Source organism: Wolbachia endosymbiont (group A) of Nomada flava (assembly GCF_964027055.1).
GTDB classification, from domain to species: domain Bacteria; phylum Pseudomonadota; class Alphaproteobacteria; order Rickettsiales; family Anaplasmataceae; genus Wolbachia; species Wolbachia pipientis.
The window spans coordinates 582,090-607,797 of the sequence record NZ_OZ034725.1; the positions used below are offsets into that span (position 1 = coordinate 582,090).

Below are 25,708 nucleotides of genomic sequence, written 5' to 3' on the forward strand. Positions count from 1 at the left end.
TTGCATTAGCCAAATTTTTAGTTGAAGTAGCATAAGAGGTTAAAGGAAAAGCTTTGTGTTAATGGATTCATTTCAGGTATAGTATAGATAATACCACAATACTTATAAAATGGATCATGTTGTTAATGCGTATAATAGACTTGACACTCCTATAGTCAGGGGAGAAGGGGCATATCTTTTTGATAAAGATGGTAAAAAATATTTAGATTTTGCTGCAGGTATTTCTACAACTTCTTTAGGGCATTGTCATCCATACATTACAGATAAGCTGAAAGAGCAATCGAGTTCATTATGGCACTGCTCTAACATTTTCACTATTCCCGAGCAAGAAAGGCTTGCTGACCGTTTAACAACCCTTACTTTTGCAGATAAAGTTTTTTTCTGCTCAAGTGGACTTGAAGCAACAGAAGCTGCAATTAAGTTTATTCGTCGTTACTTTTATTCAAAAGGGCAAGCAAAACGTAATCGTATTGTTACAATTGAAGGAGGGTTTCATGGCCGCAGTATTGCTGCAATTTCTGCTGGAGGTAATGAAAAATCACGCGAAGGTTTTGCTCCGCTTCTTTCTGGTTTTGATAAAGTGCCAAGAAATGACACTAAAGCATTAGAAGAAAAAATCAATAATGAAATAGCTGCTGTGTTTTTAGAGCCCATACAAAGCGAAGGCGGAGTATATCCACTAGACGTAGAATATCTTCAAAAAGTAAGGGAAATAACAAAAGCTCAAGAAATAATTTTGTGCTTTGATGAAGTGCAGTGCGGATATGGACGCATCGGTTCTTTATTTCATTATCAAAATGTCGGCATTGAACCTGATATGCTAACCTGTGCGAAGGCTATGGGTAACGGTTTTCCTGTAGCTGCATGTTTAGTGAAAGATTACATAGCAGAAGCAATTACTCCAGGAACTCATGGATCAACCTATGGTGGCAATCCACTTGCCATGACTGTTGGTAATGCAGTGCTCGATATAATGCTAAAAGAAGGCTTTTTTGATCATGTTAAAAGAATTAGTAAATATTTAAAAGAAAAGCTGTTGCTTTTAGCTAAAGAATTTCCTGAGATGATTTTAGAAGTTCGTGGAGAAGGGTTACTAATGGGAATAGAACTAGCAACTCCTGTAGCTGATAAAATTATTAGTCGATCTCTTGATAAAGGTTTAATAATAACTAGGGTTTTAAACAACAAAGTAGTAAGGGTAACCCCACCACTTATCATTGAGGATGAGCATGTGAACGCAGCGTATAATATGCTTTATGATTTGTTTTTTAAGATTAAAGATATATAAAATTCGGCAATATAAATTCAGGCTTGCAAATGCCTCTCATAACATGTAAAATTAATTTTATTTTTTATCACAATAACATCGTACTTTAATGGATTGGTTATTGGTCTTGGTGTCATCAGCAATTTTTGTTTTGTTAGTTTTATCGTTTTTGTTCTCAGGAGCAGAAATAGGCTTAACCTCAATTAGCCGTTCTCGAGTTAATAAGCTAAAGCTAGACGGTAACAAAAGAGCCAAGATAATAGACCGCTTATTAAATAGGAAAGAATTGACAATAGGAACAGTATTGCTCGGCAATACAATTATTAATATTACTTGCTCTGCTTTATTTACAGCAATATTTATCAATCTTTTTGGAAATGAGGGCATTCTCCTATCAACAATTATAATGACATTTTGTATTTTATTGTTCTGCGAAGTTCTACCAAAAACTTATGCTATTCAAAATCCTGAAAAATTTGCATCATTTTCTGCTTATTTTGTATTGTTTTTTGTAAAGATTTTTTCTCCATTGACACTAGGTATTCAATTTATTGTTAACCTCATCCTCAAATTATGTGGGCTGCATAAAGATAAGGAAGTGATATCTGCAGCGGATGCAATGCGTAATATGATTACTCTTCACCGCAGTGAAGGAACTATGTTGCAACAGGATTTAGATATGCTAAGCAGCATACTTGATTTGGCTGAGACAGAGATATCACAAATTATGACCCATAGAAGAAACCTATTTTCTCTTGATATAGATCGGAATAAAGAAGAGTTAATAAGAGAGATTTTAACCAGCAGTCACAGTAGAGTACCTTTATGGCAGAAGGAACCAGATAACATTGTAGGTGTAATTCACGTGAAAGCTCTAATAAATGCTTTGCGTGAAAAGAATAATAAAGCGGAAGAAGTTGACATTACCCAAGTTATGTCAAGGCCTTGGTTCATACCAGAAAGTACACCGCTCAGCGTGCAACTTCACAACTTCCGTAAGAACAGGAAACACCTTGCATTTGTTATTGATGAGTATGGAGCACTGCAGGGAATTGTAACTCTTGAGGATATACTGGAAGAAATAGTTGGAGAAATTTCGGATGAACATGATTTGATTACGGAGAATTTTATAAAGAAAATATCTGATAATATGTATCACATAGAAGGAAAATCTACTATTAGGGACATTAACAGGCAGTTATACTGGAATCTCCCTGATGAAGAAGCTACAACTCTAGCAGGTATGATTGTGAATGAAATAGAGCGCATTCCTGACGAAGGCGAGGAGTTTTCCATGTATGGTTTTCGCTTTAAGATTTTAAAAAAAGATAAAAATATTATTACTGTTGTTGAAGTGCAAGTAAAAACTGGTAATATTAGTAGCAGCAATTAATTAGTGGAGTTTCATGGAAGATACAGTAAAAATAACGACTGAAGAATTGAAGGGTTACATAGAGAGAATCGAAAAACTTGAACAAGAAAAGAGGGATGTGCAAGATCACATTCGTGATGTATATGCAAAAGCCGCAGATGAAGGTTGGGATATAAAAGTGATGAAACAAATTATTAGGCTGAGGAAGATGGATGATGATGACAGAGAGGAACAGGAAATATTGCTTGATACCTATAAACGTGCATTGGGAATGAGTTGCGAAGAAGAGTTAAGTGAATAGCAGAATTGTAATTGGAATAAGTGGAGCATCTGGTTCTATTTACGGTGTACGTATTTTAGAGGCGTTAAGAAATATTAACAAATCTCTTGTACAATCCATCGGTCATCCAAGTAGCTTGACTACTTCCATCCAGAAAAAGTGTATAGATTCCAATGTCAGCTACTCAAATGACACCAAACCTGGTTATGAAACTCATTTAGTGATAAGTCGTGCTGGAAAAACAACTCTAGCTCATGAGATTAAAGAAAAACTTGAAGATATTATATCACTTGCAGATTTTTACTATTCTGAAGAAAAAATAGGAGAAAAAATAGCAAGCGGCTCATTTAAAACCTCAGGAATGATTGTAGCACCATGCTCTATGAAGACAATGTCTGAAATCGCATCAGGTGTCACTTCCAATCTACTAACAAGAGCTGCAGATGTAACGTTAAAAGAAAGAAGAAAATTAATTCTTATGGTGCGAGAGTCACCACTACATCTTGGGCATTTACAAAATATGTTAAAATTAACGGAGATGGGAGCAATTATTACTCCACCGGTGCCAGCTTTTTATATTAACCCGAAATCGTTGGATGATATTATTAATCATTCTGTTGGCAAAGTATTGGATTTATTTGATATCAAATTACCCAACTTTAAGGAGTGGCAAGGAAGTGACAATTATTATTGATGGTAAAAAAATAGCAAACGACCTGTGTGAGAGGCTATCACAAAAGATTCATGTTCTAAAGAGGGAGCATAATATTTTTCCTTGCCTAAAAGTAATTCTCGTTGGTAGCAATCCAGCAAGTCAGGTCTACGTTCGTAATAAACAAAGAAAAGCAGAATCAATAGGCATAAGTTCTGAAACTATTGTTTTGCCTGATAATATTTCAGAAGATGAGTTAATTGGAAAAATTAATGAATTCAATGAAGATCAATCTGTACATGGAATTTTAGTACAGTTGCCTTTACCAAATCACATTAGTGCAAGCAGAGTAATTAATGCAGTGAGTATTGAAAAAGATGTAGATGGCTTCCATGATGAGAACGTTGGCAAATTAGTTAAAGGTGAAAAAAATTGCCTTATACCTTGCACTCCTAAAGGTTCTTTGCATTTAATTAAATCAATTGAAGAAAACCTCTCTGGTAAAAACGCAGTTGTGATTGGCAGGTCAAATATCGTAGGTAAACCAATGTTTCATCTATTGTTGCAAGAAAACTGCACTGTTACCATCTTGCACTCACAGAGTAAAGATTTAGCTGAATATTGCTCTAAAGCGGATATAGTAGTTGCAGCAGTAGGAAAGCCAAATTTTGTTCAAGCAGACTGGATAAAGAAAGATGCAATAGTGATCGACGTTGGCATAAATAGCGTTAACGTAGGAGAGCTTGTAGGTGATGTTGACTTTGAAGGAATAAAAGGGAAAGCCAAAGCTATGACCCCAGTACCCGGGGGCGTTGGCCCAATGACCATTGCATTTCTAATGATGAACACTGTTATTGCTGCTTGCTTGCAAAAGGGAGTTGATGCTTCTGATTTCATTAGTTGAGGTATGAAGAGGAAAGCTATATGAAGATAGAATGTACCATATCACAATTAATAAAAAATTGAGATTTTTGAAATTCCTCAGTAGTCAAATTTATTAAATATTTAGGATCATCATCTATTCTTTTTTCTCTACAAGTATAGCTAAAGTGGCTTAGGTTTACCTACAATTTGAAAAACAACAAATTCGTCATTCCGCTACTCGTTAGCGGAATCTATGCTGAGATACCGCGGCGGTATGACGTAGGGAAACCTTTCTTGGGTTAGCTATAGTTAGTGGAATTGCAAAGTTTCTAGGCATAAAAAGCTTTGAACCTAATATATGAGCCAAACTTGATTTTCCAACCGTAGATACACCTGTAATAAAAATAATAGTCTTCATTTTGTGAATTTACTTGCTATATGAACTATCGGAGAAATTTTTTTATAGTTTATAGTATCTATACTTTGCCATATACAACCATCAGAATCTTTTCCATCAGATTCTCGCTTTATTTCTCCTATGATTTCAATTTTGTATAAAACTGCTATATGTTTTAGACATTTATTTACATTGTCTTCATTATAATGATATAGGCTAGTAACTGTTTGGATTTGGTCGTATTGTTTCACTAAACAACCTGTTTCTTCTCTAATTTCTCTTACAAGTGCCTCTTCAAGCGTTTCAGCAATTTCTACCTGGTAAATCAAACAACCCTTTATAAGGACCTCGACTTTTTTTCACCAAAACTATACTGACCTTACCCAGAAAAAGTGGAGAGAAAGAAAGGAGTTTTTTCGGGTAAAATAAAATTTTGGAGGATTAGAAATGGCAAGAGAATATACGGCAGAATTCAAATTGGAAGCTGTTAAGCTGGCAAATGAACAAAGAAAGGTAGGTCAACCAGTTGCAAAAGTAGCAAGAGATCTAGGAATAAGGGATAGTGTATTAGGAAAATGGATGAAGAAATATAACGAAAAAAAGTCAGCGGCAAATGCATTTCCAGATGTAGCACCTTATGACAAAGAGAGATTTGATTTACAGAAAGAGTTAGCAAAAGTAACAAGAGAAAGAGACATTTTAAAAAAAGCCCTGGCCAGTCAAAAAGAGTAAAATATTTTTTCATAAAAGAGCATAGTAAACACTATAAAGTGCAGGAATTATGTAGGGTTTTCTGCTAGTGGCTACTATAAGTGGACTACAAGGAAAATAAGCAGTAGAGAATCAGCAAATAAAGAGTTATTAGCAGATATTCAAAAAATATATCAAGCTTCTAAATGTAGATATGGAGCTCCTAAAATTCATGCTGAATTAAAGGCTTTGGGTAAAAGTTGCAACTTAAAAACAGTGCAAAGTATTATGCAGAAAAATGGTATTCAGGCTATATTGAGAAGAAAATTTAAAATTAAGAAACAACAAACGGACAGTAGAGTCGTAGCTCCCAATATATTAGACCAAAACTTTATTGTCGATCAACCAAATAAAGTATGGGATTACTTATATAAAAACCAAAGAAGGATGGCTATATTTGGCAACAATAATCGATCTATATTCACGCATGGTAGTTGGCTGGTCAATGAGCAGTTCAATATAAACAGCAAAGGGTTTGTAAGACCGATTTTTACAGCCTCTACAACAATAAAATTATTTACAATAGTAAACAGTACATTTATAGTTATGAGATACAAAACAGTATTGACTGCTAACGCTAGAATAAATTTTTCCCTTCTATTAGTTTTTGCAATAACACTCATTGTTCTGATAGTGTTTGCAATACAGTGCCTACTTGATCTTATAGGGCTAACAATCTTTCCACATCTTTTTAAAATCCTTCGTTTTGGTGTTGCAGTTAGGTAAGTTGTAGGATATTCCTCATCAAGCTTGCACATATTTTCAAAGGCCTGCTGCTTGTTAATGCTATCTGCTTCATCAACACTAACCCACAATTTAGGCTTTTCACCGTTTTGCTCTTCAAATTTTCGATCATTCTCTTGCTGTAAAAGCAGATCATGTGTTACTATAATTGTTGTAGGTTTAGTGACTTTCAGCGCATCTTTAATTTCTTGCACAGTTTTAGGTGTTTTAACGTCTGCAATAAATGCACCATCTATCATTTTCTTAGCTTGTTCAACTAAATTGCCATTTGGCACTGCAACTAAATGGTGATATCCTGTTTTAGCTAGCACATGACTCCACAATCCAATATCATAAGTCTTGCCAAACCCAGTTTCTGCATCAATCATAGTATTACAGTTAGTGATGGAAGGGCTTTTTAAATGCTCTAATATTCCTTTAACAACAGGTTTGCGACGTTTTACTATTATAGATTCTTTGCCATCGAAGAGCTTCATAGATTCACCTTGTAGATCAAGGTTGATTTTTTCCAAACTCTTTATAATACTTTACTTTCCTTGATTACTGACAGAACTCATATGTTACCCACTATCACTTGTTCATAATATGTTGATTTAGTAGATTGTCAACACTATTAGTATCTCAGTATTATGACCTTAGCCAAAGGAAATAGTGAAATTAGGAAGTATTTTCTACAAAAAGGAAGATCCCAATAAAAAGGATTTTATTCCATTTGGAGTATGGAACTATTATAAATTTTTCTGTTATTTCTAAATAAATTGCTATTAATTTAACAACATATATTACTAAAAGCTTAAATAATCCAGCCATTTCCAGCAACAAAAAACAGCAAGCGTGAGAACTAGTTTTTTTGGAATCGATTGGTCTAGCAAAAATTACATTACCAATTCCAAGAAAGCGGAGCATTTGGATCATCTGGAATTTCATAAAAAGACAGCCTATCAATTAACAGACTTTCTTCATCTCTACTAAGATCTCTTTTTACAATATTGCAAAAATCTCTATTGCTCCCAAAATTAGCTGTTACTGCAGTCCTTAAATCTTGATTTCCTGCCACAGCTTCCTGAAAGCTGCTGTTATTGGCAAGATGAGTTTCCAGCACAGGTTTTGCGTCATTACCAAATTTGTTTTTCACATTCAGAATAGCTTGTCCCAATTTATTTGTGTTGCTACTAATTAATTTTTCTGCCACTCCTTCCTGCAAAATACGACTACCTGCTAAGATCTCTCTATTTTCATTATCCTTCACAACCGCTTTCCCTATTTCATCTACCTTGGTATTCAAAAGGTGCTGAGTTACGTTATTGACTAACGTCTTCGACTCATCTATATTATCGCCTAAGCCACTTGCATTAAACAAATACTCAGCTAATTTTTCAGGGCTGACCTTCCCTTCAGTAATTCTTTTTGCTTCACCTTTCTCTATACTGCTAGCATTAAATAACAACTCAGCTAACCTAGAAGTGCTGACATTTTTTATTATATCTTCAATAAAGCTCTTTTGATCCCACTGATGATTCTCTGCTAGCGCATTCTTAGCATCGTTAAATACTAGTTCAGAAATCTTATACGAGCTAACTTTATCTTCGGCAATCTTTTTGGCTGCAAGTTGATCTACGTTACTTTTATTAAAAAGCAACTCAGCAAGTTTTATTGGATCAGCTTTATTTATAAAATCCTGCGAATTAAGATTTATTTTATTAGCAACATGAGTAGCAAGATTTTGACCAGTGCTATCAGTTATATCAAGTACTGTTTTTCCCAATATACCTTTATTTTCATCAGTAAGTAGCTGTACAGCGACTTCCTCAATTGATGGGCTTTTTCCATCCCTACCCGCCGGACCTTGAGGACCATCTGCACCTTTTGATCCCTGCATCCCCTTGTCTCCTAAAAAAGCTTTTGCTATCTTACCGTCATAAGCATTTTCGTTATCAGCAGTTTGATCAAGAAATCTACCTAATTTCTCCACTAAAATTGATTTCTTTTTCCCCTCTCCTATATCCTCTGTTGCATCAAGTATTTTTTTCGTGAATTCTAAAATTTTCATATTAGAGCCATCAGCTTTAGCAAAATTACCCTTTTCTGCCAAAAAATCTTTTGCTGTTTTATTATCACCATATATTTCATATTTTTCATCAAGAAGCTTCCCTAATGTATTAACTAAAATTGAAGTTGCATTGGGATCATGTTTATAAAATAATTCCCTTGCTAATCTATTGATTCCGTCACTGTCACGAGAAATAAATCCTCTATCTGTATCTTCCTTAGTATATACATTTTCAACATCAACCTTTTTATTTAATCCTTCATCTACTTCTTCCTTAGTATATACATTTTCAACATCAACCTTTTTATTTAATCCTTCATCTACTTCTTCCTTAGTATATACATTTTCAACATCAACCTTTTTATTTAATCCTTCATCTACTTCTTCCTTAGTATATACATTTTCAACATCAGCCTTTTTATTTAGGTAAGCAGGCAGAACATCTCGCCTAGGAAATGTACTATCTAGTATCAAGTTAGAGATTCTATCACCCTTATCAAAATCTTTTGCATAAAATATCGCCTCCACTATGGACTTTTCTGCTAACTTTTCTTCAAGTACTGTATGTTCATCATTGTTAGTACTTTTCATATCAAGTAGACTTTTAAAAGCTGCCGCTAAACCTCCTACTTTATAGCTTATTTCACCTTGACCATTTTGTTTATATTTTAATTCCAGACTACCATTGCTTGCATCTAAAGTATACTTATTACCTTTCTCATCACTCAAGGTTATAATTTTAACATTTTCCAAATTTGATATTGATGTGCCGTGATTATCTTTAAACTCTACATTAGGTGTCATATCACTTCATATTAATTAAAACGAAAGGGTACGCAAAAAAATATATTTTTTTATTAATACATGATGCAAAAAGAGCTTTATTCTATTTTAAATATAGAATTGCAATAAATTTTCCTTTTATTTCCAAATAAACTAATTTTCACTCTTTAACATTAATTACCACTAACTCAAATAACACAACCATTTCCAGCATTCAAAACCAAGGGTCGTGAGAAGTGTTTTTTTTGGGATCAGTTGGTCTACCATGTGATCCATACGAACTTTTTATTATAATAATTTTACTATACTGTAAAGTTAGCTGTATTAGCATATTTTGGTCATATTTACATACGAACTAGGTTACCTGATTTTGTTGTAATAATTTTACGCTTTTATTTACACAACCCAATTTTTATGTAAAATGCCCTCACAAATATACGTACTTTTTTGCGCTTTTTGAAACAGTAGTCAATAAATAAATTTGCTGTGATGCTAATTGATCTATGTTTTTGCTAAAATATTCTCATGGCAGAGTGTTGTAGTATTGAATAATGCTAGTTTTCATAAGCCCAAAAAGACAAAGGAATTGATAGAATCAGTGGGTTGTAGAGTTATCTTTTTTTGCCACCATATTCACTAGACTTAAAACCAATAGAAAAGTTTTGGGCTAATATGAAAAAATAGATTAAAAGTAAGACTAGTAAATTATCAGAGACTATTGATATGTTTTTCTGTAACCTAATTCAAAGAGTTTGACTATATACTAAAATACTTATGACAGGAGGGAGAAAATGTCTGCTGTATCAAAAAAACCTGTAAAATTTGCCTATTGGATTCCTAATGTTTCAGGTGGTTTGGTGGTTAGTAAAATAACACAACGTACCAATTGGGACATTGGCTATAACCGTAAGCTGGCACAAATTGCTGAACGTGCAGGGTTTGAGTATGGCTTAACTCAAGTTCGTTTTACTGCGGGTTATGGTGCTGATAATCAGCATGAATCAGTTGCGTTTTCACAGGCGTTACTTGATTCTACAGAAAAACTAAAGGTGATTGCTGCATTGTTACCTGGTCCATGGAATCCAACATTAGAGGTTGTCCACAAACCAGTAAATCAAGCATATTCCCTACTTAACATAACTTTACTCATAGCCAGATATATGAAACTTTCAGTAGATGTTGTAAGTAAATCGTACTCCTTTGATAGCCTTCTATTTCTATTGATCCAAGCAAAAGTCCTCTCTACCACCCACCTTCTCGGCTGTACTGAAAATCCAGGATCCCGTTGTGGCAATAGTTCTAGTGGTGTATCTTTATGCACCCAAAACCTACATGGAGGCCTTTTGACAATTTCAATATCTATCCCATATTCTCTCTTTACGTAATCCTTTAAATCTTTTCCTTGGTATCCCATATCAGCCCACATTTTCTTAATATTGCTGTATTTTTCCTTCATATTGTCCAATGCCATCTTCACCCCATCTCTGTCATTTTCGCTTGCAGCTCCTACATAGCAACCAAGCACAAATCCTTGAGTATCTGTGATTATATGTCTTTTTCTCCCCTTTACCTTTTTCGCACCATCATAACCTTTGACCCCCCTTTTTCCGTGGTTTTTACCGATTGACTGTCCACTATGCATGCGCTCGGCTCCTCATTTCTTCCCATTTTTGACCTACTATATTTAGTGATATCATAGTTCATTTTCTCAAAAATTCCCTGCTTTTTCCATCTTCTAAACTGTTCATGCACAGCCTTCCACGGCGGAAAATCGTGTGGTAAATAGCGCCATTGACATCCTGTGCGCAGTATATAAAGAATTGCATTTACTATCTCACACTTACTGTATTTTGGTGGCCTTCCTCCTTTCTTGTATGATACTCTGAAGTGTTTTTCTATTCTTGCCCATTCCCTTTTACTTAAATCTGTTGGATATTTTTTCCTCATCTCTTACCTCAATATTCTTTCTTTATATACTACGTATTCCTTGGTTTGTGGACAACCTCTTCCCGAAACAACAGAAAATGAAGATGAGACAGAGCTATCAAGTTTAATAGAAGAATACAAAAAGATTGAGAGCCAGGAGTTACGCGATGTGCTAATCAAATCTTTATTTGAAGGCATACGTGTTTGTAGGGAAAAGGTTAGAGAAGCAAAGAAGATCGAAGTTGCAAAGAGTCTAGTTAAAGAAGGAATTTCTGTTGATATTATCTCGCAAACAACAGGTTTATCTATTAATAAAGTTGTGTAGTTTTTGCAATAAAATATCTTATAGGGGCTGGATTTTGATAAAATCTTATGATAAGTTATATGTTTGTTTCTATAAATAATATATGTTTCCTTCCATAAGAAAAAGCGACTTTATCTACGATAACCTAGAGCATATTGGCTCAATAAACTACGAGGTGGGGCAAAAAATAGAAGGTTGTAGGATAATACAAGGATATACTCAAGCAAAATTGGTTTAACATATCAGGAAATACATAGCTTTGAACTAGGGTGCAAGCCTATTACAGTCAAAGAATCATGTATAATAGCAGGAGCATTATCAGTTAGTATTATAGATCTACTTCCAGGACCAACAGAACTGAAGGAAAACAGTTGGTATGAAGATGAGGATGAAGAAATAGTCTATCTAACAAAAATACATATAGAAATTAAGGACCAGGAATTACGCAAGAAGCTTTATCCATTAGTAAGATTTGTATATGTTAGCGAAAAAATTAGTCAAGAAGAAGCGAGAATAGAAGTAGCAAAGAATCTAGTTAAAGAAGGAGTTTCAGTTGATATGATTTCTCAAGCGACTCGCTTGTCTAGTTACGAATATGATGATACAGAAAAAGAAGTTTGTACTAGTTCTATACTCTACAAAGTAGGGAAAAGGATGAAAGAGCAGAGGTTAATACGGAGATACACTCAGGAAGACCTAGCAAATAAAATCGGTTCAACACTTAAGGAAATACATGACTATGAACAAGGATACACCGACATTCCAATTGAAATATTAGATAAGATAGCAAAGGTATTATTAGTTAACATTAAAGTTCTATTTCTTGGACTAACAGAATATGAAAATGAGCTATTGAGGTTCATAGATGAATGCAAAAAAATTGAGGATCAAGAATCTCGGGATGTATTGAATACGGTAGTCAAATCCTTATCTGAAGGTATGAAGACTAGCAAAGAAAAGGTTAAAAAAGCAGAGAAAATCAAGGTTGCAAAAAGTCTACTTAAATTAGGCGTTTCTATCAATATTATCTCACGAGCATCTGACTTAACTGCAGAGGAACTTGAAACCCCAAATAGGCATCCATAGCAAGAATTTCATATAGAGCTTATGGATACGTGGAAAAAAATAATAGACTTTGGTAAAATTTTATGATACAATATGTGTAGTTGTTTTTGTAAATAAAGTATGGTTTCAAAAAAAGCTAACAATAACACAAAGTGTACTACAAGGTGTGAAATAGCACAAAAAGTAAGAAGCTGTAGGTTAAAGCGAGGATATACCCAAAAGGACCTAGCAAATAAATTCGTAGGTGCCATTTTTAAAAAGGCAAAGTAGATACAAGAATTGATCGAGAAGGGCTTATTCTTTTCCCAGGATTAGTTTATTCCATTCCTCCTCGGTTAAAATTTTAACACCTAGTTCCACAGCTTTGTGATACTTTGACCCAGGTTTTTCGCCGACAACCAAGAAGTCCGTTTTATCTGATACACTTGAACTCACAATTCCTCCTAAAGATTCTGCCTCTGCTTGCGCTTCCTTTCTTTTCATTCCTGATAATTCTCCTGTGATGACCACTGTTTTGCCGCTAAGAGGAGAATTACTCACATTAGCACTAACAGGCTCAATCTTTAGTTGAGAGGCGAGATTCTTTACCATTTCAACATTATCCTTTTCAGAGAAGAAAGATATTAATGAATCTATAATCTTTTCTCCTACACCTATTATGTTCATTAATTCTTCTTCATCAGCAGAATACCAATTTTCATATGAGCCATAATGTTTTGCTAGTAATTTTGCTACGTGTGGTCCGACGTATCGAATCCCTAGAGAACATATAAATTTATCCAAACTCACAACTCTTCTGCTGTTAATGGATTTGAGTAAATTAGATATTGCTTTTTTTCCCCATCCATTTAGCTCGCTTAAGTTAAAATTTTTTAGTTTTTCTTCGAGAGCAAAAATGTCAGATATTTTCCTTATCAAACCAAGGTCATAAAAGAACTCTATTTGCTTATCACCAAAGCCGGTAATGTCAAAAGCATCATTGGAAACAAAATATTTTAACCTTTCTATGATTTGAGCTTTACAGGTAACCCCTGAACATCTTATTGCTGCTCCTTCAATCTGTACTTCACTTTCACATTCTGGACAGGTATTCGGAAATATAAACTTTGGTGCATTCGGAGAACGAGCATTTTTGTCCACTTCTACAATCTTTGGAATGACGTCGCCTGCTCGTGCTACTACTACAATATCGCCCTCTCTGATGTCTTTGCTTTCAATTTCATCTTTATTATACAGATTTACCCTGCTAACGATTACCCCTCCTATATTTATCTCAACTAATTCAGCAACCGGATTCAATTTACCCGTTTTGCCTACTTGTATTAATATTTTAACTATCTTAGTTTTTGCATGAGCTGCTGGAAACTTGTGTGCTATCGCCCATTTTGGAGCCTTGTTGGTATTCCCAAGACGACTTTGTAATGTTAAATTATTTACCTTCAAGATAACTCCGTCAATATCATAGCCTAAACTATAACGGTCATTATAGATTCTGTTATAAAACCCCAGCATTTCGTCCACATTTTTTGCTAAGCATTGATGTTCATTTACACAGAATCCAAGTTCCTTCAGCCTATCTAATACTTCAAGCTGGGTCTTTTCTGTTCCACCACTAATCAAAGAATAGGCAAAGTACCTGAGTGGTCTACTGGCGGTAACTTCTGGGTCCAATTGTCTTAGTGAACCGGATGCCGTATTGCGTGGATTTGAAAATTGGTTATCCTTATTTAATTTTAAAAAATCATCATTTCTTATATATACCTCGCCCCTAACTTCCAATCTGCCCTTTACATCGGGTAAAACTTTAGGCAATCCTCCTATAGTTGCGGCATTTTGTGTAACATCCTCACCATGGTAACCGTCTCCACGAGTCGAACCCTTAATAAATACACCATCCTCATAAATCGCAGAAAACGATAAGCCATCAATTTTTGGTTCACATATGATTTCCAACTCATGCATATTCAGAAGTTTTTTAACCCTAGCAAGAAACTCTTCAACTTCATCTCGTCCATGAGCCTTGTCCAACGAGAGCATTGGTACAATATGTTCCACCTCTAAAAATCTTCTATCAGGTGCAGTACCAACGGTTTGAATATCTACTTTTTTTACCAGTTCATCGTACTCTGCATCGGTTATTTCTGATATATTTTCCCGATAGTACAACTCGTTGTGACGCTTTATTTCTTCTTGTAATGCATTTTCACTCATAGTAACTTACCTCAACCACTGTTTCAGTATACAGCGTCAATTGTAAATAAATTATTGACCATTGTATTCGTTTAGCTGGTATTCTACAAAGAAGCCACTAGCTTTGCTACTGTTTTTATATTTAATATACAATATTTAAATAGAAATAGAAAAATATTTAATTAGTAGAGATTTCTGCTCGCTTCTAGCCTTAGCTACATTGTGAGATATCAATTTCCTGAAGTTTATGCCTATTATTTTGGCAGAAGTAGTAAAACTTTAATCAAACTCAATAATACTGTATTATATGTTTGTTCTGCAATTGTGCAAAAAATGACCACTACCAGAGAGAAAATTGCTATCGACTCTTTAAGCTACCAAGTAGTTCAAAAGATAAAAGAGTTGAGGTTATTAAGGGGATATTCTCAAGCGAAGTTAGCAAAGGAAACTGGTATATCAACGTCACAAATACGAAGATATGAACAAAGGATAGATGCTGTTTCACCTGAAAATGCAGAAAAGATGCTAAAAGTATTATCGGCTAGTTTTAAAGATATATTTCCTACAACAGGTTATGTTAGTTACAAGGAAGAAAAGATGCTGAGTATACTGCAAAATTTAAAAAAAATTAAGGACCAAGAATTTCGCAGTGCATTTTGTGTATTAGTAAAACTTTTGTCAGGGGAAATTCAAATTGGCAAGAGTATAATAGGTACAAAGTCTATAAAGCACAAAATTGGACAAATGGCAAAAGATTGGAGGTTCGTAAGAGGATGTACTCAGTTGGAGTTAGCGAATAAAATCGGATTATCACAACAGCAAATACACAGATATGAACAAGGTGTAGATTGCATGTCATTTAAAAAGCTATCTGAAGCAGAAAAAGCATTAGTGAATGCTAGAGTTTTATTCTGTGGACCAACAGAAGAAAATTATTACGAAGATGAAGATAGTGAAGGAGAAATGAAAATATTAAATATAATGAAAGAATGTCAAAAAATTGAAGATCAAAGATTACAGGATTTATTGAGTTCATCTTTATCAGAGGTAGTAAAAATTAGCGAAGAGAAGCAGAATCAATAAAACTTATTTTTATAGAAAAGGTATATCTTTATGGACATTTGTATATTTAACAAAAATTTTACATGTTTTAAATTTAAAGGAGGGTGAAGGTGAGAAAACTACAGAAAATAATAAGAGTTATAAAAGGTATCTCTATAGAGCGATACGTTATTTTGTGAACCCGAATTATACAAGGCTGTTTCAAGCAAAGATTTAGGTAAAATAAAGTCGTTACTAAAAAAAAGGTGCTGATTCTAATGAATGCAGTAGCAATGGCTCTGCACAAATGTTGGCTGTTGTAAAACTGTTCATAAAGAATAAAAAGGGTTCAGCAGCGAAAGAGAAACAAGTTGTATGACATGGATTTCCCGCATGTAATTCAGGAAGCCAACAACAATGGGAAACTTTGCTAGGGAGTGTTAAATAAACCATACGCGTCAAGTTAAGGGAAAGTAGCATAAGGAAAAAGAAAAGTGGTAAAAATTATTTTAGATATTAAGCAATAAAGCTAGTAATTTATAGATTCTTCTAAAAGAATTATCTTATTTTAGATCAAAATTTCCCAAAAAATAAATGTAACAAACAAGTTTAAATGGTGCTATATTGGGCCTTAACTTGACGCGTATGGTTTATTTAACACTCCCCTTTGCTACCAAACGGAGCTACCGCCCTCTTCCCTTATATTTGCCTTGAGTTGAAGCTTGAGCTTTCACAAATAGCTGCCAGTATCCCTTCTCATCGCCTTCTTCCGCTATCAATTGAGCCAAACGCTGCATCAACCCATCATTCAGTATAACCATTTGTGTCCATTTGCCCACTGGCTTTGCAATATCGACTACTTTTAGATTTTCTTTATAAACCTGGATGTCGAGGTGAAGTTCTTGTTCTGTTTTCTTTTCACTCTCTCTCAAATGAAATGTTCTGACGAGGTTTTTGTATATTCCCCTAAAAAAAAGAAATATTTTAATAGCAATAATTAATATTGTACCGTATATAACGATCTGTTCGTAAGACATCTCCACTACTCTAAAATGATTCCATGAAGCAGAAACAATGCTACAATTTTTTTGTTTCGATTTGCTACAGCGTTTTCCAGTGCTGTATAACCTTCTTCAGAGTTATAAAAATATTTCAGATAAACATTTGCTTTTTTACTCAGCAATAATTCCACAATTTCTTTATTGCCATTCATAACAGCAAGATGTAGCGGAGTACAACCATCTCTTCCGATTGCGTTAATATCTGCTCTATTTTGCAATAAAAGCTCCACATGATCTTTTTTATTCAATGAAACTGCAAGGTGAAGAGGGGTACTTCCTTCTATATTTTTAATTTCAAGAAAAGCGTTCCCTTTGATCAGCAATCCCAACGTTACTGTGTCAGCATATTTTACAGCCATGTGAAGAGGAGATTCACCGAGACGATTCTGGCAATTGATGTCTGCACCGCATTGTAACAACTTTTGCATAACATCAAGGTGCTTATACTTTATTGAATAATGCAAAGAAGTGTCGCCATCGATATTCTGAGCATTAACATTTTTGCTCATAACTACAATAATCTCTGCTATTGCTGTGGATCCATATTGAGAGGCAATGTGTAGTACTGTATTGCCCTTTCTATTTACTGCATCAACATTAGCATCATATTTTACAAAGAATAGAAATAAGTTGTAAAGATTGCGTTTTGCAGAGAAATGTAAAATTTTAGTACCAAATCTACTATTGATAATCTCTTTGAAGGCTGCATGAACTAATAAAGAAAAAATACTAGGATGTCTGAAGTGATAAATTTCCTTTGCAGCCTTTTGTAAAATCTTTTCTACTGTCATAGCAACCCCACAAAAAGTGTGTTTGTATTAGAGTATGCAGCGAGAAACGTTTTTAAATTATTAACTCGCGTACCCGTTTAGTTAGTATTTTACAAAGAAACCACTAGTTTTACTACTACTTTTATATTGAGTAAATAATATTTAAATAGAAATAGAAAAGTATTTAAGGTAGTATATTAATGTAGAAATCTATTCCTTAGAAATTTGCTCTGAATTTTCTTTACTTACTGGTTTTATAGACACATCTTGAATTTCTTCTTCCGGCTTGTTTGGTTCAGCTAGAGTTGACTCTTCTTTAGATTCTGCTGCTAGTTTGCGTTAATTTCTTTAGTGTGTTTTGACCGCGATACTGAAAATACAACCTTGCTATAGTCTTTACTCAAGATTAAAATCTCATTCGATTTTTTAGAGTTACCCATTCCATACGTCCATTTGGGTGTAATGATACGATGCTCTGTATACATGTCCCGTATTTCCTCACAATCATTATACGATAAAACCCATCCATCGCGAGTCGACAAAAGTTTCTTCATGGTCAAAATCTGTACCTCTTCTTCCGTATAGTTTTTGATCAATTAAATAAGGAGGATCACAATATAAGAAATCATTTGCGTGTTTAGGAATACTTTTTTTAAAGTCAGCTAAATCTACAGTAAGATTTTTAATTGAGAATTTTGCCAATCTTTCTATTGAACTTAGTGTAAAACGTGGGTGTCCTGGAGACATACCGCCCGACAATGTTGTACCACTGAAGGATGAGCGATTTAATGCAAAAAATGCTGCAGCGATTTCAACTCTATCTCTTAGGGTGAAAAATGTTTTTTGTAGGCTATAGAACATGGCAGATGTCATATTCTGGTATTTCCGCACTACCTCTGCAAGGTAAGAAGCATCTTCTAAAAGCACCTGCCAAAATTTTACTAATGGTTCAAAGGCGTCATAGCCATAAACTTTTGTTCCTCTGCTAGCTAACGCTAACTCTATTGATCCTCCGCCTATAAAAGGAGAACAAAGCATAGGTAACCCTTTTGGAATATATTTATTAATAATTTGAGAAACGGCGCGACTCTTACCTCCAGGGTAACGGAGAGGAGACTTTACAAGCAAAATTTATTTCCTTTTCTTTATTTGCTCCTATGATTGCTGTCCAGTAAAAAATTCAAATTTTGTAAAATCTTTAAAAACCCAGTTGTTTTTAAGAGTATAAAAGATAGTTGTGAGAAACTTCCTAGCAGTTGCAATAATAGCCTTAGCAGAACCACGCTTCTTTTTCACATGCTCGTAAAAACTTTTCAGGTAAGGACTATAACGTATAGCAATCCAAGTACACTGTACTAAAGAAGTACGTCCTATTTTTGATCCATGTTTGGTAATTCTTCCAATTGTGCACTGTTGATTGGATTGAGAAACTCGCGGTACAACTCCAAAATAAGCAGTGAGTTTTTCTGGGTTACTAAAATCATTAATATCACCAATTGTTGCAACGAAGATAGCTGCAGAAATTGCACCAATGCCTTTAATGCTGATGAGATTATTAAACCCAGGAAGCTGCTTAGCAAAAGCTATAATTTCCTTTTCAAGTTTTTTGAGACTTTCTCGAATGACTTCCAGATTACTGCTAATCACTTCAATCTCAACCCTTTCCAAGTAACTCCAATCATGTTTACCAAGAGAACGTTCAAATCCAGATTTGGTTGTGAGTACCTCCTTTTTAATCTTTATTCCATGGTAATTAAAAAGTCCATGCATTTTGTTGATTAAAGATACCCGCGATTTTACTAACTTATCTCTTGTTTTAAGAATAGAAGCTAACTGCTGGCATTGTTTGCTTTTGCATTTTGCTTCAGGCAACATATCTTTACTTAGAAAAAAAGCAATAGCTCTCGCATCGTGCTTGTCTGTTTTGTTTACAGAACGACGAATAACTTCAAATTGCAAAGGAGCAATCATTACAACGCGCTTAACGTAAGGTGATAATTCATCATAAAAGAAACAGCTATTACCTGTTGCCTCTAAGGCTACTTCATCTGTTTCTTGAAGACTTTTAATGAAACCACCTAAATCCTGCAAGCGAAATGTTTTAATATACTCTGGTTTTCCCTGTTCTAAGTAGCAAGCAGTAAAACTATTAGTATGTAAATCAACACCTATATAACGCATAAATTTTCCCTCTTATTGAATATTATAAAATATCAGAGTAGAATATTACCGGTTGGTCCATTCTCCTATACGCGGTCACCAAATTTTATGGGCCGCACGATGGTTTTCGGTGGCAGGGGCGATTAATCTCCTTTACGAGGTCTTTTTCCTATACTGCAAAAAGCAGAAAGGGCCCCACAAAAATTTTCAATCTGCCACCTATCCACTCTGAGAAGGTATTATCTTCTCATGCTTCCAACCAAGCAATAACTATTCATACCATCTCCTTTTCTTTATTTGCTACACTGAAAATATGTCTGCATTAGAAGTTAGCAAGGAAAATATATCCAACGTTTATAGAATATCTTCCTAGAGCTAACTCATGATTTGACATAACAATTTTTTTTCTGTTATAACTTCTAAAATATATAAGGGCTAAATAATATGGCTAGTGAAGAAGAATTTGAGGGAGAAGCAATGATTATGATACATGCTTCTGCTGAGAAAAATCATCTTACTACAATGAAAATTTTTATAGAAAAATGGAAGTGGGATCTTCACGCAAGAGATATAAATGGTCGTACTCCCTTACATACGGCTGTTGCACATGGTAATCTTGAGATGGTGAAATATTTAATAAAAAAGAGAGCGGATGTGAATGCTCCTGATTATAGTCGTGACACTCCTTTACATGTAGCTGCGTCTCCTCCTGTTTCACGAGATAGCCTTGAAATAGAAATACTTAAATACTTGATAAAAAATGGAGCAAATCTAAATGCTCGTGGCAGAGATAATTACACCCCATTACATATAGCTGTACTTTGTATTGGTAACAGTCGTGGTATTATAACAATGAAAACTTTAATAGAAGCAGGAGCAGATGTGAATATTCCTAATTATAATGGTGATACTGCCTTACATACAGTTAATCGTATGCGCCACACTTCACTGGAGAAGCTCCTTATAGAAGCAGGAGCAGATCCAAATATTAAAAATAAAAAGGGAGAAACTTGTTTGAACACAAAGGTATAAGGAATTTTGTGCACCTGAACAACTAAGGATTTGGCATATACTAAAACTAGTTTATATTTGTAATAAATGGCACAAAACTAAGCTATTCTCTGGAATTTTGTTTAGAATTTTCCGCTACTTGCTGAATCGATACATCTTGAATTTCTTCTTCCGGCTTGTTTGGTTCAGCTAGAGTTGACTCTTCTTTAGATTCTGCTGCTAATTTGCGTTGTTTGATAAATTTCTTCAATGTTTTGACTGCGATGAAGTTAATACTGAAAACACATGCCGAAGTTATGGCTAATGCTGGAAGAGGAGCTAAATTGAACATCGGCAAAATTGCCACAATCGTGCCAGATGTCAGTAAAAATGCTAACTTCTTGCTCCCGATTATCTTATTTTTCTTAACCTTTATTGGGTTTAATTTTTTTATTTTCCCTTTTAGCTTTTTGAAGCCTTTTTTGAACACGTTGCCCTTTTTCAGCTCTTTCTCTACGGGTTTCGTTTTGAAGCTTTTTATTTTTTCTTTTATTCCTTTTTTATCTTTTTTTACTTTAGAGGTCTTCTGCTCTAGTGCCATCAACTTTAGAGGTTGCTCATGTAGCGGTTTTGGCTTATCGTTTGAAATTTTAGCTTCTTGCCCCTTAGTATGCTTTTTGGGCGAAACTATGTTTTTTAAACCTTTCTTTGCTTTGTGGTATAATTTCTTTAGTTTGCTTGGCATTTTTATGTAAATTAAGATACGATATCGCAAAATTTATCGATTACTTTTTGATTACCTTCTATCATTGCATTTGCCTCCTGCTGCAGACATTTAATATTTTTTGATGTAATATTATCCATCTCAGCCGACGCTATTGTCAGTTGTGATTGTATCCTGATGTATCTGTCGTCCATTACATTACCTAGTTGATAATTCACTACATCAAGGCTCGATGCAAACATCACATTTAATAGAGGCTTTATCCAGGCTATTTTTCCTAATTTTCTGTACTTGATTCGATTAGATAGCCGATCTGTGCCAATTGACACCAGAACGATTTCTTCATTAGGGAAAAGTTTTTTGCTATTTGCGTACGCATATGCTGCTGGGTTATTGGCAAAAACACCTCCATCTACTAACACTCTTTTCTCTTGCTTAACTTCTAAATACTTAGGTGCAAAGTATGTTGGGGCTGCTGTTGTGGCTCTGAGTGCGTCTTTTAGTCTGACAAAATTTCTGTCTTCTCTCCAGCTTTTGAAGAAAAATGGACAGTTGTTATGAATATCATAACTTGTGATTAGCAAATTACTTAAAGTGTTTTGTAGAGTATCATCACTAAAATACTTGTCCAATATCAACTCGATGTTTTCGTATGGGTATTGTGCACAGTTAAACCAAGATAATATTGATCGCCTAAAAAATGAAGACTTGAAAATATATGCTCCATACTCCTGGTAAAGCTCAACTAAATCATTTGCAGAGTATTGAGGATTTCCCCGTTCATCTTTCTTACACAATCCAGCAACAACAATGCCACCGGTTGAAGTGCCTGCCATCAGATCAAAGATTTCAGCTATCGGTCTTCTTGCTCTCTTTTCTATTTCTGCTAGTATTATGGCTGGTATGATGCCTCTTATGCCTCCGCCGTCAACGGACAAGATATATTTAGTCATTGTGAAATGAAAATTTCGATAAAGATGTTAAGATTTAATTTTCCCGCTTAAAACTTGTAATTTAAACTCATCAAGTTCCTCAGAAAGATTTTTTACCCGCTCTTCCAGACGATATACCGTAACGGTCAATCCGTTGTTCTGCTCTATAAATTTATCATGAATATGAACCCGTAAATCTAGCTTAGCGAGCCACCAAATTGTTGCTACCGTCTGTATTATCATCGTTACAATTACTGCTAATGGGATTTTTTGGTTTTGCATAATGATTTAATTTATTATGAAAGCTTTTGTTTCAAACTGTAGAAATGAATTAGTCGTTACTTTTCTGCTTTATAACTTTTTTCTGCCTCAACAAGTAAATCTATAATTTCTCTGTAAGGCTCACTGCTATAATAAGATGACCTCTTCATTGCTATAGTTTTTGGAGTTGTTCCTTTCCAGCCTCTAACATGAGGGTCAGCTCCTCTCTCCAGCAAAAGTTTTACAACCTCCAATTGACCACCGTCAGCGGCACCAAGTAGTGCTAAACTAGTATTTATATCTACTCCTTCATCTAACAGAAATTTGACAACTTCTAAGCATCCTTTCTCTGCCGCATAATATAATGCCTTTTTACTAATATTTGAATCATCTCTACTTTTTTTTACTAATGATTTCACAGTTTCTAAGTCACAGTTCTTAGCTGCTACTTCTAACATTTTCTGATAATTCTCAGCAGCCTTAGATTTTTGATAGTAATACGTAATGACAACACATACTATTACCACTATAAACCACAGTGTAGCTTGTTTCTTGCTCATGTTCAGCATTTTTTTCCACATTAAATCAGCAATTTACTTATTTTCTTTTAACATGGATTTCACTTACTCAAAGATGCTGATAATGCAGTACGATATCCCGAACTATTTAAAGTATGCTCTGCTCTATCAATTACCCATTCACCATCTATATCTTGATTGAACCCTACAAGATTAAGTTTTGCCTCTGCAAATAACTTTGGATTACCTGGTATTGTCATTTCTAAAGTCTCATTATTACGCTGTAGTTGTTTAAATTTGGCATTTGCTGCACTTAATGCTGATTCTGCATTTGGGTAAATTGTTTGTATAGGGTAACTTGGTTCACCGCTGCCTACTGTTTCTGATATTGGTTCTCCCTTCTCATAGCTATGCCATTTTGCTATCACTGAATTATATTTATCACGTACAGTAAAATGCACTTTCCAATTGATTGTATCTTGAGGTCTAATAGTCGTTGTTCCTAAAGCTTTTCCTGTTGCTGATTTTGCTGCACCTTTGGGAATAAATAATATATATCCTCCTGCTAATTTTGCCATTGCTTCTCGCTCTATGGCTATTCTAGTTAACAAATTTATATCACTTTCTTCAGTCTGATCAATGTGTGGCATCAATATATCTTTAAATTCTTCAGCAACTTTGTACCCATATCCATGCTTATTTGCTATTTCTTTGACTAAATCACCAAGTGTAATCTGGTCCCATGCCCTAGATACTTTTTCCTTTAGCGATATCATCAAGTTTGTCGCGTGAGCTTTGATTGTTAAGATTTGTGGTGGACTCTGTACCGTAATTTCATTGACTGTATATACACCTACGGGTAGTACTCCTGTTTCTCTATATCCCAAAGCAATTTTCAGCTCTTTTGGAACCTTTATGTTATCATCCCTGTAATCAACGCATATTTCAGCTACATCTTCTATAGTCCCTGATTCATCAGTAATATGCATTGACACTAAGCGATCTTCTGTTAATTCATACCCTTCAATGACAAACTCTGGCTGCATTTTATCCCCAAATCTTTAAAGTGGATTTTTGTAAAGGTTTCTCAATTACAGGCAACTTAATTTTCAACCCTGCAGGCAAAAAGCTCCCATGTTCTGCAAGTCCAGGGTTTTCTTCTAATACTATTTCTACTGCTCCTGAAGTAAATCCATAGTGCTTCCAGCAAATATAGTCCAATATATCATTTGCTTTTGTCGAATAATATATAGTCATGAATAAAGCTTCAAACTTAAATTAAATTCAACTTTCTTTGGTAACCCGCAAGGGAAAGATGACGTTCGCTTTTCTTCAAAACGAGTAATTACAAATTGTCCTTGTATCTTGTCAAAAGCATCTAATGTTTTAAGCTTATGCATTAGATGGAGAAGGGAAGAACTTTGTAAATTGCCCTAGATACAAAATCTGTGTTTTAGAAAAGAGCTCCCTTCTCAAAAGTAGAGGCTGGACGGTATCGTAGAAAGACCTAAATGGTTCTAATTCTGTATTCACAAGGTTAGCCTTACTTTTCATTTTAAATGGTAACGTATGAGGTTATATATGATCAACAACTTTTTAGGTATAGACATATCAAAAGATCGCTTTGATATTTTTCTCTCATTTATAAGTAAAAAAGGAAAACGTGAAACTAGGAAAAGGAGCTTTAAGAACGATGATCATGGGTTTCAAGGTCTGCTGAGCTTTCTACAAAAACATAATATAGAACAAGTAAAAGCCTGCATGGAAGCTACTGGTTGTTATAGTGAAGCTCTGGCTGAATTTCTACACAATGCTGGACATTTTGTTAGTGTTGTAAATCCTTATTGTATTAAGTCTTATGCAAGGAGTAAGCTTGTACGACAAAAGAATGACCAGATTGATGCAGAGATTATTGCAGATTATTGCCAAAGACAGGAACCAACTCGCTGGACACCACCTTCTTCTGAAAAGAAAAAATTAAAGCATCTTTATCGTTGCTCAGCTGCATTAAAAGATGGATTAACATTCGTAAATAATCATTTAGAAAAGAAGGAGAGACTGCCTGAAGAAGTTGCAAATGCTTGGGAAAACCTTGCAGTGAACATAGAACAATCAATAGAAACAATAAAAAACTCCATACGTGAACTATTAAAACAGCACAAAGAGTTGTTGGAAAACTTTCAACTCTTATTGACTATTCCAGGAATAGGAGAGGAATCAGCAATAGCTATTTTAGCTGAAATTCCTGACATAAAAGCTTTTATAAATGCCAGACAATTGGCAGCATATGCTGGAACTATACCACGAAATATAACATCAGGATCATCTGTATATGCCAAGCCCAGATTAAGTAAATCAGGTTCACGAACATTGCGTAAGGCAATATATTTTCCCGCTATAGTAGCTAAAAATCACAACCCTATTATTGTGATTTATTGCGAGAGGTTAAAAGAGAAAGGCAAGCATAATATGGCAATTGTGGGAGCTGCAATGCGTAAGTTACTTCATGTAGTTTTTGGTGTTTTAAGTTCAAAAAAGGCCTTTGATCCAGATCATATCAAGAACTATAGAACTAGGAGGTTGACTGAAGTTTAAAATCAAAAATTG

At 34.6% G+C, this 25,708-nt stretch carries 23 protein-coding genes and 7 pseudogenes; 15 read left to right on the forward strand and 15 right to left on the reverse strand.

What is annotated here, in order from left to right; genetic code table 11:
• The first annotated feature begins 109 nt into the window (after positions 1-109).
• The 5 genes from AAGD70_RS03060 (at position 110) to folD (ending at position 4,475) form a co-directional block, all read left to right on the forward strand.
• Entirely contained in the window at positions 110-1,288 is a 1,179-nt protein-coding gene (locus tag AAGD70_RS03060) for an aspartate aminotransferase family protein (RefSeq protein ID WP_065095076.1), read from the forward strand.
• An 88-nt stretch (positions 1,289-1,376) separates the two neighbouring features.
• Positions 1,377-2,660 (forward strand): HlyC/CorC family transporter, encoded by a 1,284-nt coding sequence (locus AAGD70_RS03065; protein WP_065095075.1) that lies wholly within the window; start codon positions 1,377-1,379, stop codon positions 2,658-2,660.
• Positions 2,661-2,673: 13 nt separating this feature from the next.
• Positions 2,674-2,940 (forward strand): DUF2312 domain-containing protein, encoded by a 267-nt coding sequence (locus tag AAGD70_RS03070; protein WP_065095074.1) that lies wholly within the window; start codon positions 2,674-2,676, stop codon positions 2,938-2,940.
• Entirely contained in the window at positions 2,933-3,613 is a 681-nt protein-coding gene (locus tag AAGD70_RS03075) for a UbiX family flavin prenyltransferase (protein WP_156518053.1), read from the forward strand. The genes AAGD70_RS03070 and AAGD70_RS03075 overlap by 8 nt, the downstream gene beginning before the upstream one ends.
• Complete coding sequence (folD, locus tag AAGD70_RS03080; RefSeq protein WP_065095073.1) at positions 3,597-4,475, forward strand: bifunctional methylenetetrahydrofolate dehydrogenase/methenyltetrahydrofolate cyclohydrolase FolD; 879 nt, start codon at positions 3,597-3,599, stop codon at positions 4,473-4,475. Before AAGD70_RS03075 ends, folD begins: the two co-directional genes overlap by 17 nt.
• Positions 4,476-4,849: 374 nt before the next feature.
• Here the strand turns inward: folD and AAGD70_RS03085 are convergent, their stop codons facing one another.
• On the reverse strand, positions 4,850-5,161 hold the full coding sequence (locus tag AAGD70_RS03085; protein ID WP_065095072.1) for an NUDIX domain-containing protein: 312 nt from the start codon (positions 5,159-5,161) through the stop codon (positions 4,850-4,852).
• Positions 5,162-5,279: 118 nt separating this feature from the next.
• Between AAGD70_RS03085 and AAGD70_RS03090 the strand changes: the two genes are divergently transcribed.
• The 3 genes and pseudogenes from AAGD70_RS03090 to AAGD70_RS07765 all read left to right on the forward strand — a co-directional run.
• Positions 5,280-5,564: a transposase gene (locus AAGD70_RS03090; protein WP_038198869.1), complete on the forward strand. Its 285-nt coding sequence runs from the start codon at positions 5,280-5,282 to the stop codon at positions 5,562-5,564.
• Between the two features lie 147 nt (positions 5,565-5,711).
• Positions 5,712-5,792: pseudogene (locus AAGD70_RS03095) on the forward strand (hypothetical protein); the annotation flags it as partial.
• Positions 5,793-5,943: 151 nt separating this feature from the next.
• Positions 5,944-6,042: pseudogene (locus tag AAGD70_RS07765) on the forward strand (DDE-type integrase/transposase/recombinase); the annotation flags it as partial.
• Between the two features lie 298 nt (positions 6,043-6,340).
• Here the strand turns inward: AAGD70_RS07765 and AAGD70_RS07770 are convergent.
• Both AAGD70_RS07770 and AAGD70_RS03105 read right to left on the reverse strand, forming a co-directional pair.
• Positions 6,341-6,802, reverse strand: a pseudogene (locus AAGD70_RS07770) (DEAD/DEAH box helicase); the annotation flags it as partial.
• Positions 6,803-7,206: 404 nt separating this feature from the next.
• Positions 7,207-9,180, reverse strand: coding sequence for a hypothetical protein (locus AAGD70_RS03105; protein ID WP_341814099.1), 1,974 nt, complete (start codon positions 9,178-9,180; stop codon positions 7,207-7,209).
• 770 nt (positions 9,181-9,950) lie between these two features.
• On the opposite strand from AAGD70_RS03105, the pseudogene AAGD70_RS07775 reads away from it, so the two are divergent.
• Positions 9,951-10,187 (forward strand): annotated as a pseudogene (locus AAGD70_RS07775) (dimethyl sulfone monooxygenase SfnG); the annotation flags it as partial.
• 86 nt (positions 10,188-10,273) lie between these two features.
• On the opposite strand, the gene AAGD70_RS03115 reads toward AAGD70_RS07775, so the two are convergent.
• Positions 10,274-11,106, reverse strand: a protein-coding gene (locus AAGD70_RS03115) for an IS5 family transposase (RefSeq protein WP_264718686.1) whose coding sequence is annotated in 2 segments (ribosomal slippage) — positions 10,274-10,740 and positions 10,740-11,106 — 834 coding nt in all. Because the reading frame shifts where the segments join, the coding sequence is not laid out codon by codon here.
• A gap of 85 nt (positions 11,107-11,191) precedes the next feature.
• Between AAGD70_RS03115 and AAGD70_RS03120 the strand changes: the two are divergent.
• The 3 pseudogenes from AAGD70_RS03120 to AAGD70_RS07780 form a co-directional block, all read left to right on the forward strand.
• Positions 11,192-11,410, forward strand: a pseudogene (locus AAGD70_RS03120) (transcriptional regulator); the annotation flags it as partial.
• 82 nt (positions 11,411-11,492) lie between these two features.
• Positions 11,493-12,475, forward strand: a pseudogene (locus AAGD70_RS03125) (helix-turn-helix domain-containing protein).
• Between the two features lie 99 nt (positions 12,476-12,574).
• Positions 12,575-12,691: pseudogene (locus tag AAGD70_RS07780) on the forward strand (transcriptional regulator); the annotation flags it as partial.
• Positions 12,692-12,748: 57 nt separating this feature from the next.
• On the opposite strand, the gene ligA reads toward AAGD70_RS07780, so the two are convergent.
• Positions 12,749-14,665: an NAD-dependent DNA ligase LigA gene (gene ligA, locus AAGD70_RS03130; RefSeq protein WP_065094832.1), complete on the reverse strand. Its 1,917-nt coding sequence runs from the start codon at positions 14,663-14,665 to the stop codon at positions 12,749-12,751.
• Between the two features lie 201 nt (positions 14,666-14,866).
• Here ligA and AAGD70_RS03135 point away from each other — a divergent pair, with 201 nt between their 5' ends.
• Positions 14,867-15,727, forward strand: coding sequence for a helix-turn-helix domain-containing protein (locus AAGD70_RS03135; RefSeq protein ID WP_065094831.1), 861 nt, complete (start codon positions 14,867-14,869; stop codon positions 15,725-15,727).
• Between the two features lie 641 nt (positions 15,728-16,368).
• Here the strand turns inward: AAGD70_RS03135 and AAGD70_RS03140 are convergent.
• From AAGD70_RS03140 to AAGD70_RS03155, 4 genes are all read right to left on the reverse strand, one after another.
• Positions 16,369-16,722 carry a hypothetical protein gene (locus AAGD70_RS03140; protein ID WP_065094834.1) on the reverse strand — a complete coding sequence of 118 codons (354 nt, stop codon included), beginning with the start codon at positions 16,720-16,722 and terminating at the stop codon, positions 16,369-16,371.
• 5 nt (positions 16,723-16,727) lie between these two features.
• On the reverse strand, positions 16,728-17,537 hold the full coding sequence (locus AAGD70_RS03145; protein WP_065094830.1) for an ankyrin repeat domain-containing protein: 810 nt from the start codon (positions 17,535-17,537) through the stop codon (positions 16,728-16,730).
• Positions 17,538-18,023: 486 nt separating this feature from the next.
• Positions 18,024-18,644, reverse strand: coding sequence for a DNA adenine methylase (locus AAGD70_RS03150; protein ID WP_218914939.1), 621 nt, complete (start codon positions 18,642-18,644; stop codon positions 18,024-18,026).
• A gap of 27 nt (positions 18,645-18,671) precedes the next feature.
• Positions 18,672-19,697, reverse strand: coding sequence for an IS110 family transposase (locus AAGD70_RS03155; RefSeq protein WP_065094828.1), 1,026 nt, complete (start codon positions 19,695-19,697; stop codon positions 18,672-18,674).
• 423 nt (positions 19,698-20,120) lie between these two features.
• Here AAGD70_RS03155 and AAGD70_RS03160 point away from each other — a divergent pair, with 423 nt between their 5' ends.
• Positions 20,121-20,708 (forward strand): ankyrin repeat domain-containing protein, encoded by a 588-nt coding sequence (locus AAGD70_RS03160; protein ID WP_065094827.1) that lies wholly within the window; start codon positions 20,121-20,123, stop codon positions 20,706-20,708.
• Positions 20,709-20,790: 82 nt separating this feature from the next.
• Here AAGD70_RS03160 and AAGD70_RS03165 read toward each other — a convergent pair whose 3' ends face one another.
• Genes AAGD70_RS03165 through AAGD70_RS03190 form a run of 6 tightly spaced genes read right to left on the reverse strand, consistent with a single transcriptional unit; the run spans position 20,791 to position 24,358 of the window.
• The gene (locus tag AAGD70_RS03165) at positions 20,791-21,411 is read right to left on the reverse strand and encodes a hypothetical protein (RefSeq protein ID WP_065094826.1); all 621 of its coding nucleotides are present in this window, start codon (positions 21,409-21,411) and stop codon (positions 20,791-20,793) included.
• Positions 21,412-21,422: 11 nt separating this feature from the next.
• Positions 21,423-22,343, reverse strand: a complete 921-nt coding sequence (locus AAGD70_RS03170; RefSeq protein ID WP_065094825.1) for a patatin-like phospholipase family protein — start codon at positions 22,341-22,343, stop codon at positions 21,423-21,425.
• 27 nt (positions 22,344-22,370) lie between these two features.
• Positions 22,371-22,604 carry a hypothetical protein gene (locus AAGD70_RS03175; protein ID WP_065094824.1) on the reverse strand — a complete coding sequence of 78 codons (234 nt, stop codon included), beginning with the start codon at positions 22,602-22,604 and terminating at the stop codon, positions 22,371-22,373.
• Positions 22,605-22,660: 56 nt separating this feature from the next.
• Positions 22,661-23,143, reverse strand: coding sequence for an ankyrin repeat domain-containing protein (locus AAGD70_RS03180; RefSeq protein WP_341814100.1), 483 nt, complete (start codon positions 23,141-23,143; stop codon positions 22,661-22,663).
• 59 nt (positions 23,144-23,202) lie between these two features.
• Positions 23,203-24,147, reverse strand: a complete 945-nt coding sequence (locus tag AAGD70_RS03185) for a contractile injection system protein, VgrG/Pvc8 family (protein ID WP_065094822.1) — start codon at positions 24,145-24,147, stop codon at positions 23,203-23,205.
• A gap of 1 nt (position 24,148) precedes the next feature.
• Positions 24,149-24,358 (reverse strand): tail protein X, encoded by a 210-nt coding sequence (locus tag AAGD70_RS03190; protein WP_065094821.1) that lies wholly within the window; start codon positions 24,356-24,358, stop codon positions 24,149-24,151.
• Positions 24,359-24,682: 324 nt separating this feature from the next.
• Between AAGD70_RS03190 and AAGD70_RS03195 the strand changes: the two genes are divergently transcribed.
• Positions 24,683-25,696, forward strand: coding sequence for an IS110 family transposase (locus AAGD70_RS03195; protein WP_065095215.1), 1,014 nt, complete (start codon positions 24,683-24,685; stop codon positions 25,694-25,696).
• Positions 25,697-25,708: the final 12 nt, after the last annotated feature.

Coding starts and splice junctions, on each gene's coding strand:
- AAGD70_RS03145 (WP_065094830.1), bottom strand. CDS start 17,537: ATGACAGTAGAAAAGATTTTACAAAAGGCTGCAAAGGAAATTTATCAC.
- AAGD70_RS03160 (WP_065094827.1), top strand. CDS start 20,121: ATGGCTAGTGAAGAAGAATTTGAGGGAGAAGCAATGATTATGATACAT.
- AAGD70_RS03060 (WP_065095076.1), top strand. CDS start 110: ATGGATCATGTTGTTAATGCGTATAATAGACTTGACACTCCTATAGTC.
- AAGD70_RS03140 (WP_065094834.1), bottom strand. CDS start 16,722: ATGTCTTACGAACAGATCGTTATATACGGTACAATATTAATTATTGCT.
- ligA (WP_065094832.1), bottom strand. CDS start 14,665: ATGAGTGAAAATGCATTACAAGAAGAAATAAAGCGTCACAACGAGTTG.
- AAGD70_RS03170 (WP_065094825.1), bottom strand. CDS start 22,343: ATGACTAAATATATCTTGTCCGTTGACGGCGGAGGCATAAGAGGCATC.
- AAGD70_RS03070 (WP_065095074.1), top strand. CDS start 2,674: ATGGAAGATACAGTAAAAATAACGACTGAAGAATTGAAGGGTTACATA.
- AAGD70_RS03195 (WP_065095215.1), top strand. CDS start 24,683: ATGATCAACAACTTTTTAGGTATAGACATATCAAAAGATCGCTTTGAT.
- AAGD70_RS03180 (WP_341814100.1), bottom strand. CDS start 23,143: ATGAGCAAGAAACAAGCTACACTGTGGTTTATAGTGGTAATAGTATGT.
- AAGD70_RS03190 (WP_065094821.1), bottom strand. CDS start 24,358: ATGACTATATATTATTCGACAAAAGCAAATGATATATTGGACTATATT.
- AAGD70_RS03090 (WP_038198869.1), top strand. CDS start 5,280: ATGGCAAGAGAATATACGGCAGAATTCAAATTGGAAGCTGTTAAGCTG.
- AAGD70_RS03105 (WP_341814099.1), bottom strand. CDS start 9,180: ATGACACCTAATGTAGAGTTTAAAGATAATCACGGCACATCAATATCA.
- AAGD70_RS03185 (WP_065094822.1), bottom strand. CDS start 24,147: ATGCAGCCAGAGTTTGTCATTGAAGGGTATGAATTAACAGAAGATCGC.
- AAGD70_RS03165 (WP_065094826.1), bottom strand. CDS start 21,411: ATGCCAAGCAAACTAAAGAAATTATACCACAAAGCAAAGAAAGGTTTA.
- AAGD70_RS03065 (WP_065095075.1), top strand. CDS start 1,377: ATGGATTGGTTATTGGTCTTGGTGTCATCAGCAATTTTTGTTTTGTTA.
- AAGD70_RS03175 (WP_065094824.1), bottom strand. CDS start 22,604: ATGCAAAACCAAAAAATCCCATTAGCAGTAATTGTAACGATGATAATA.
- AAGD70_RS03155 (WP_065094828.1), bottom strand. CDS start 19,697: ATGCGTTATATAGGTGTTGATTTACATACTAATAGTTTTACTGCTTGC.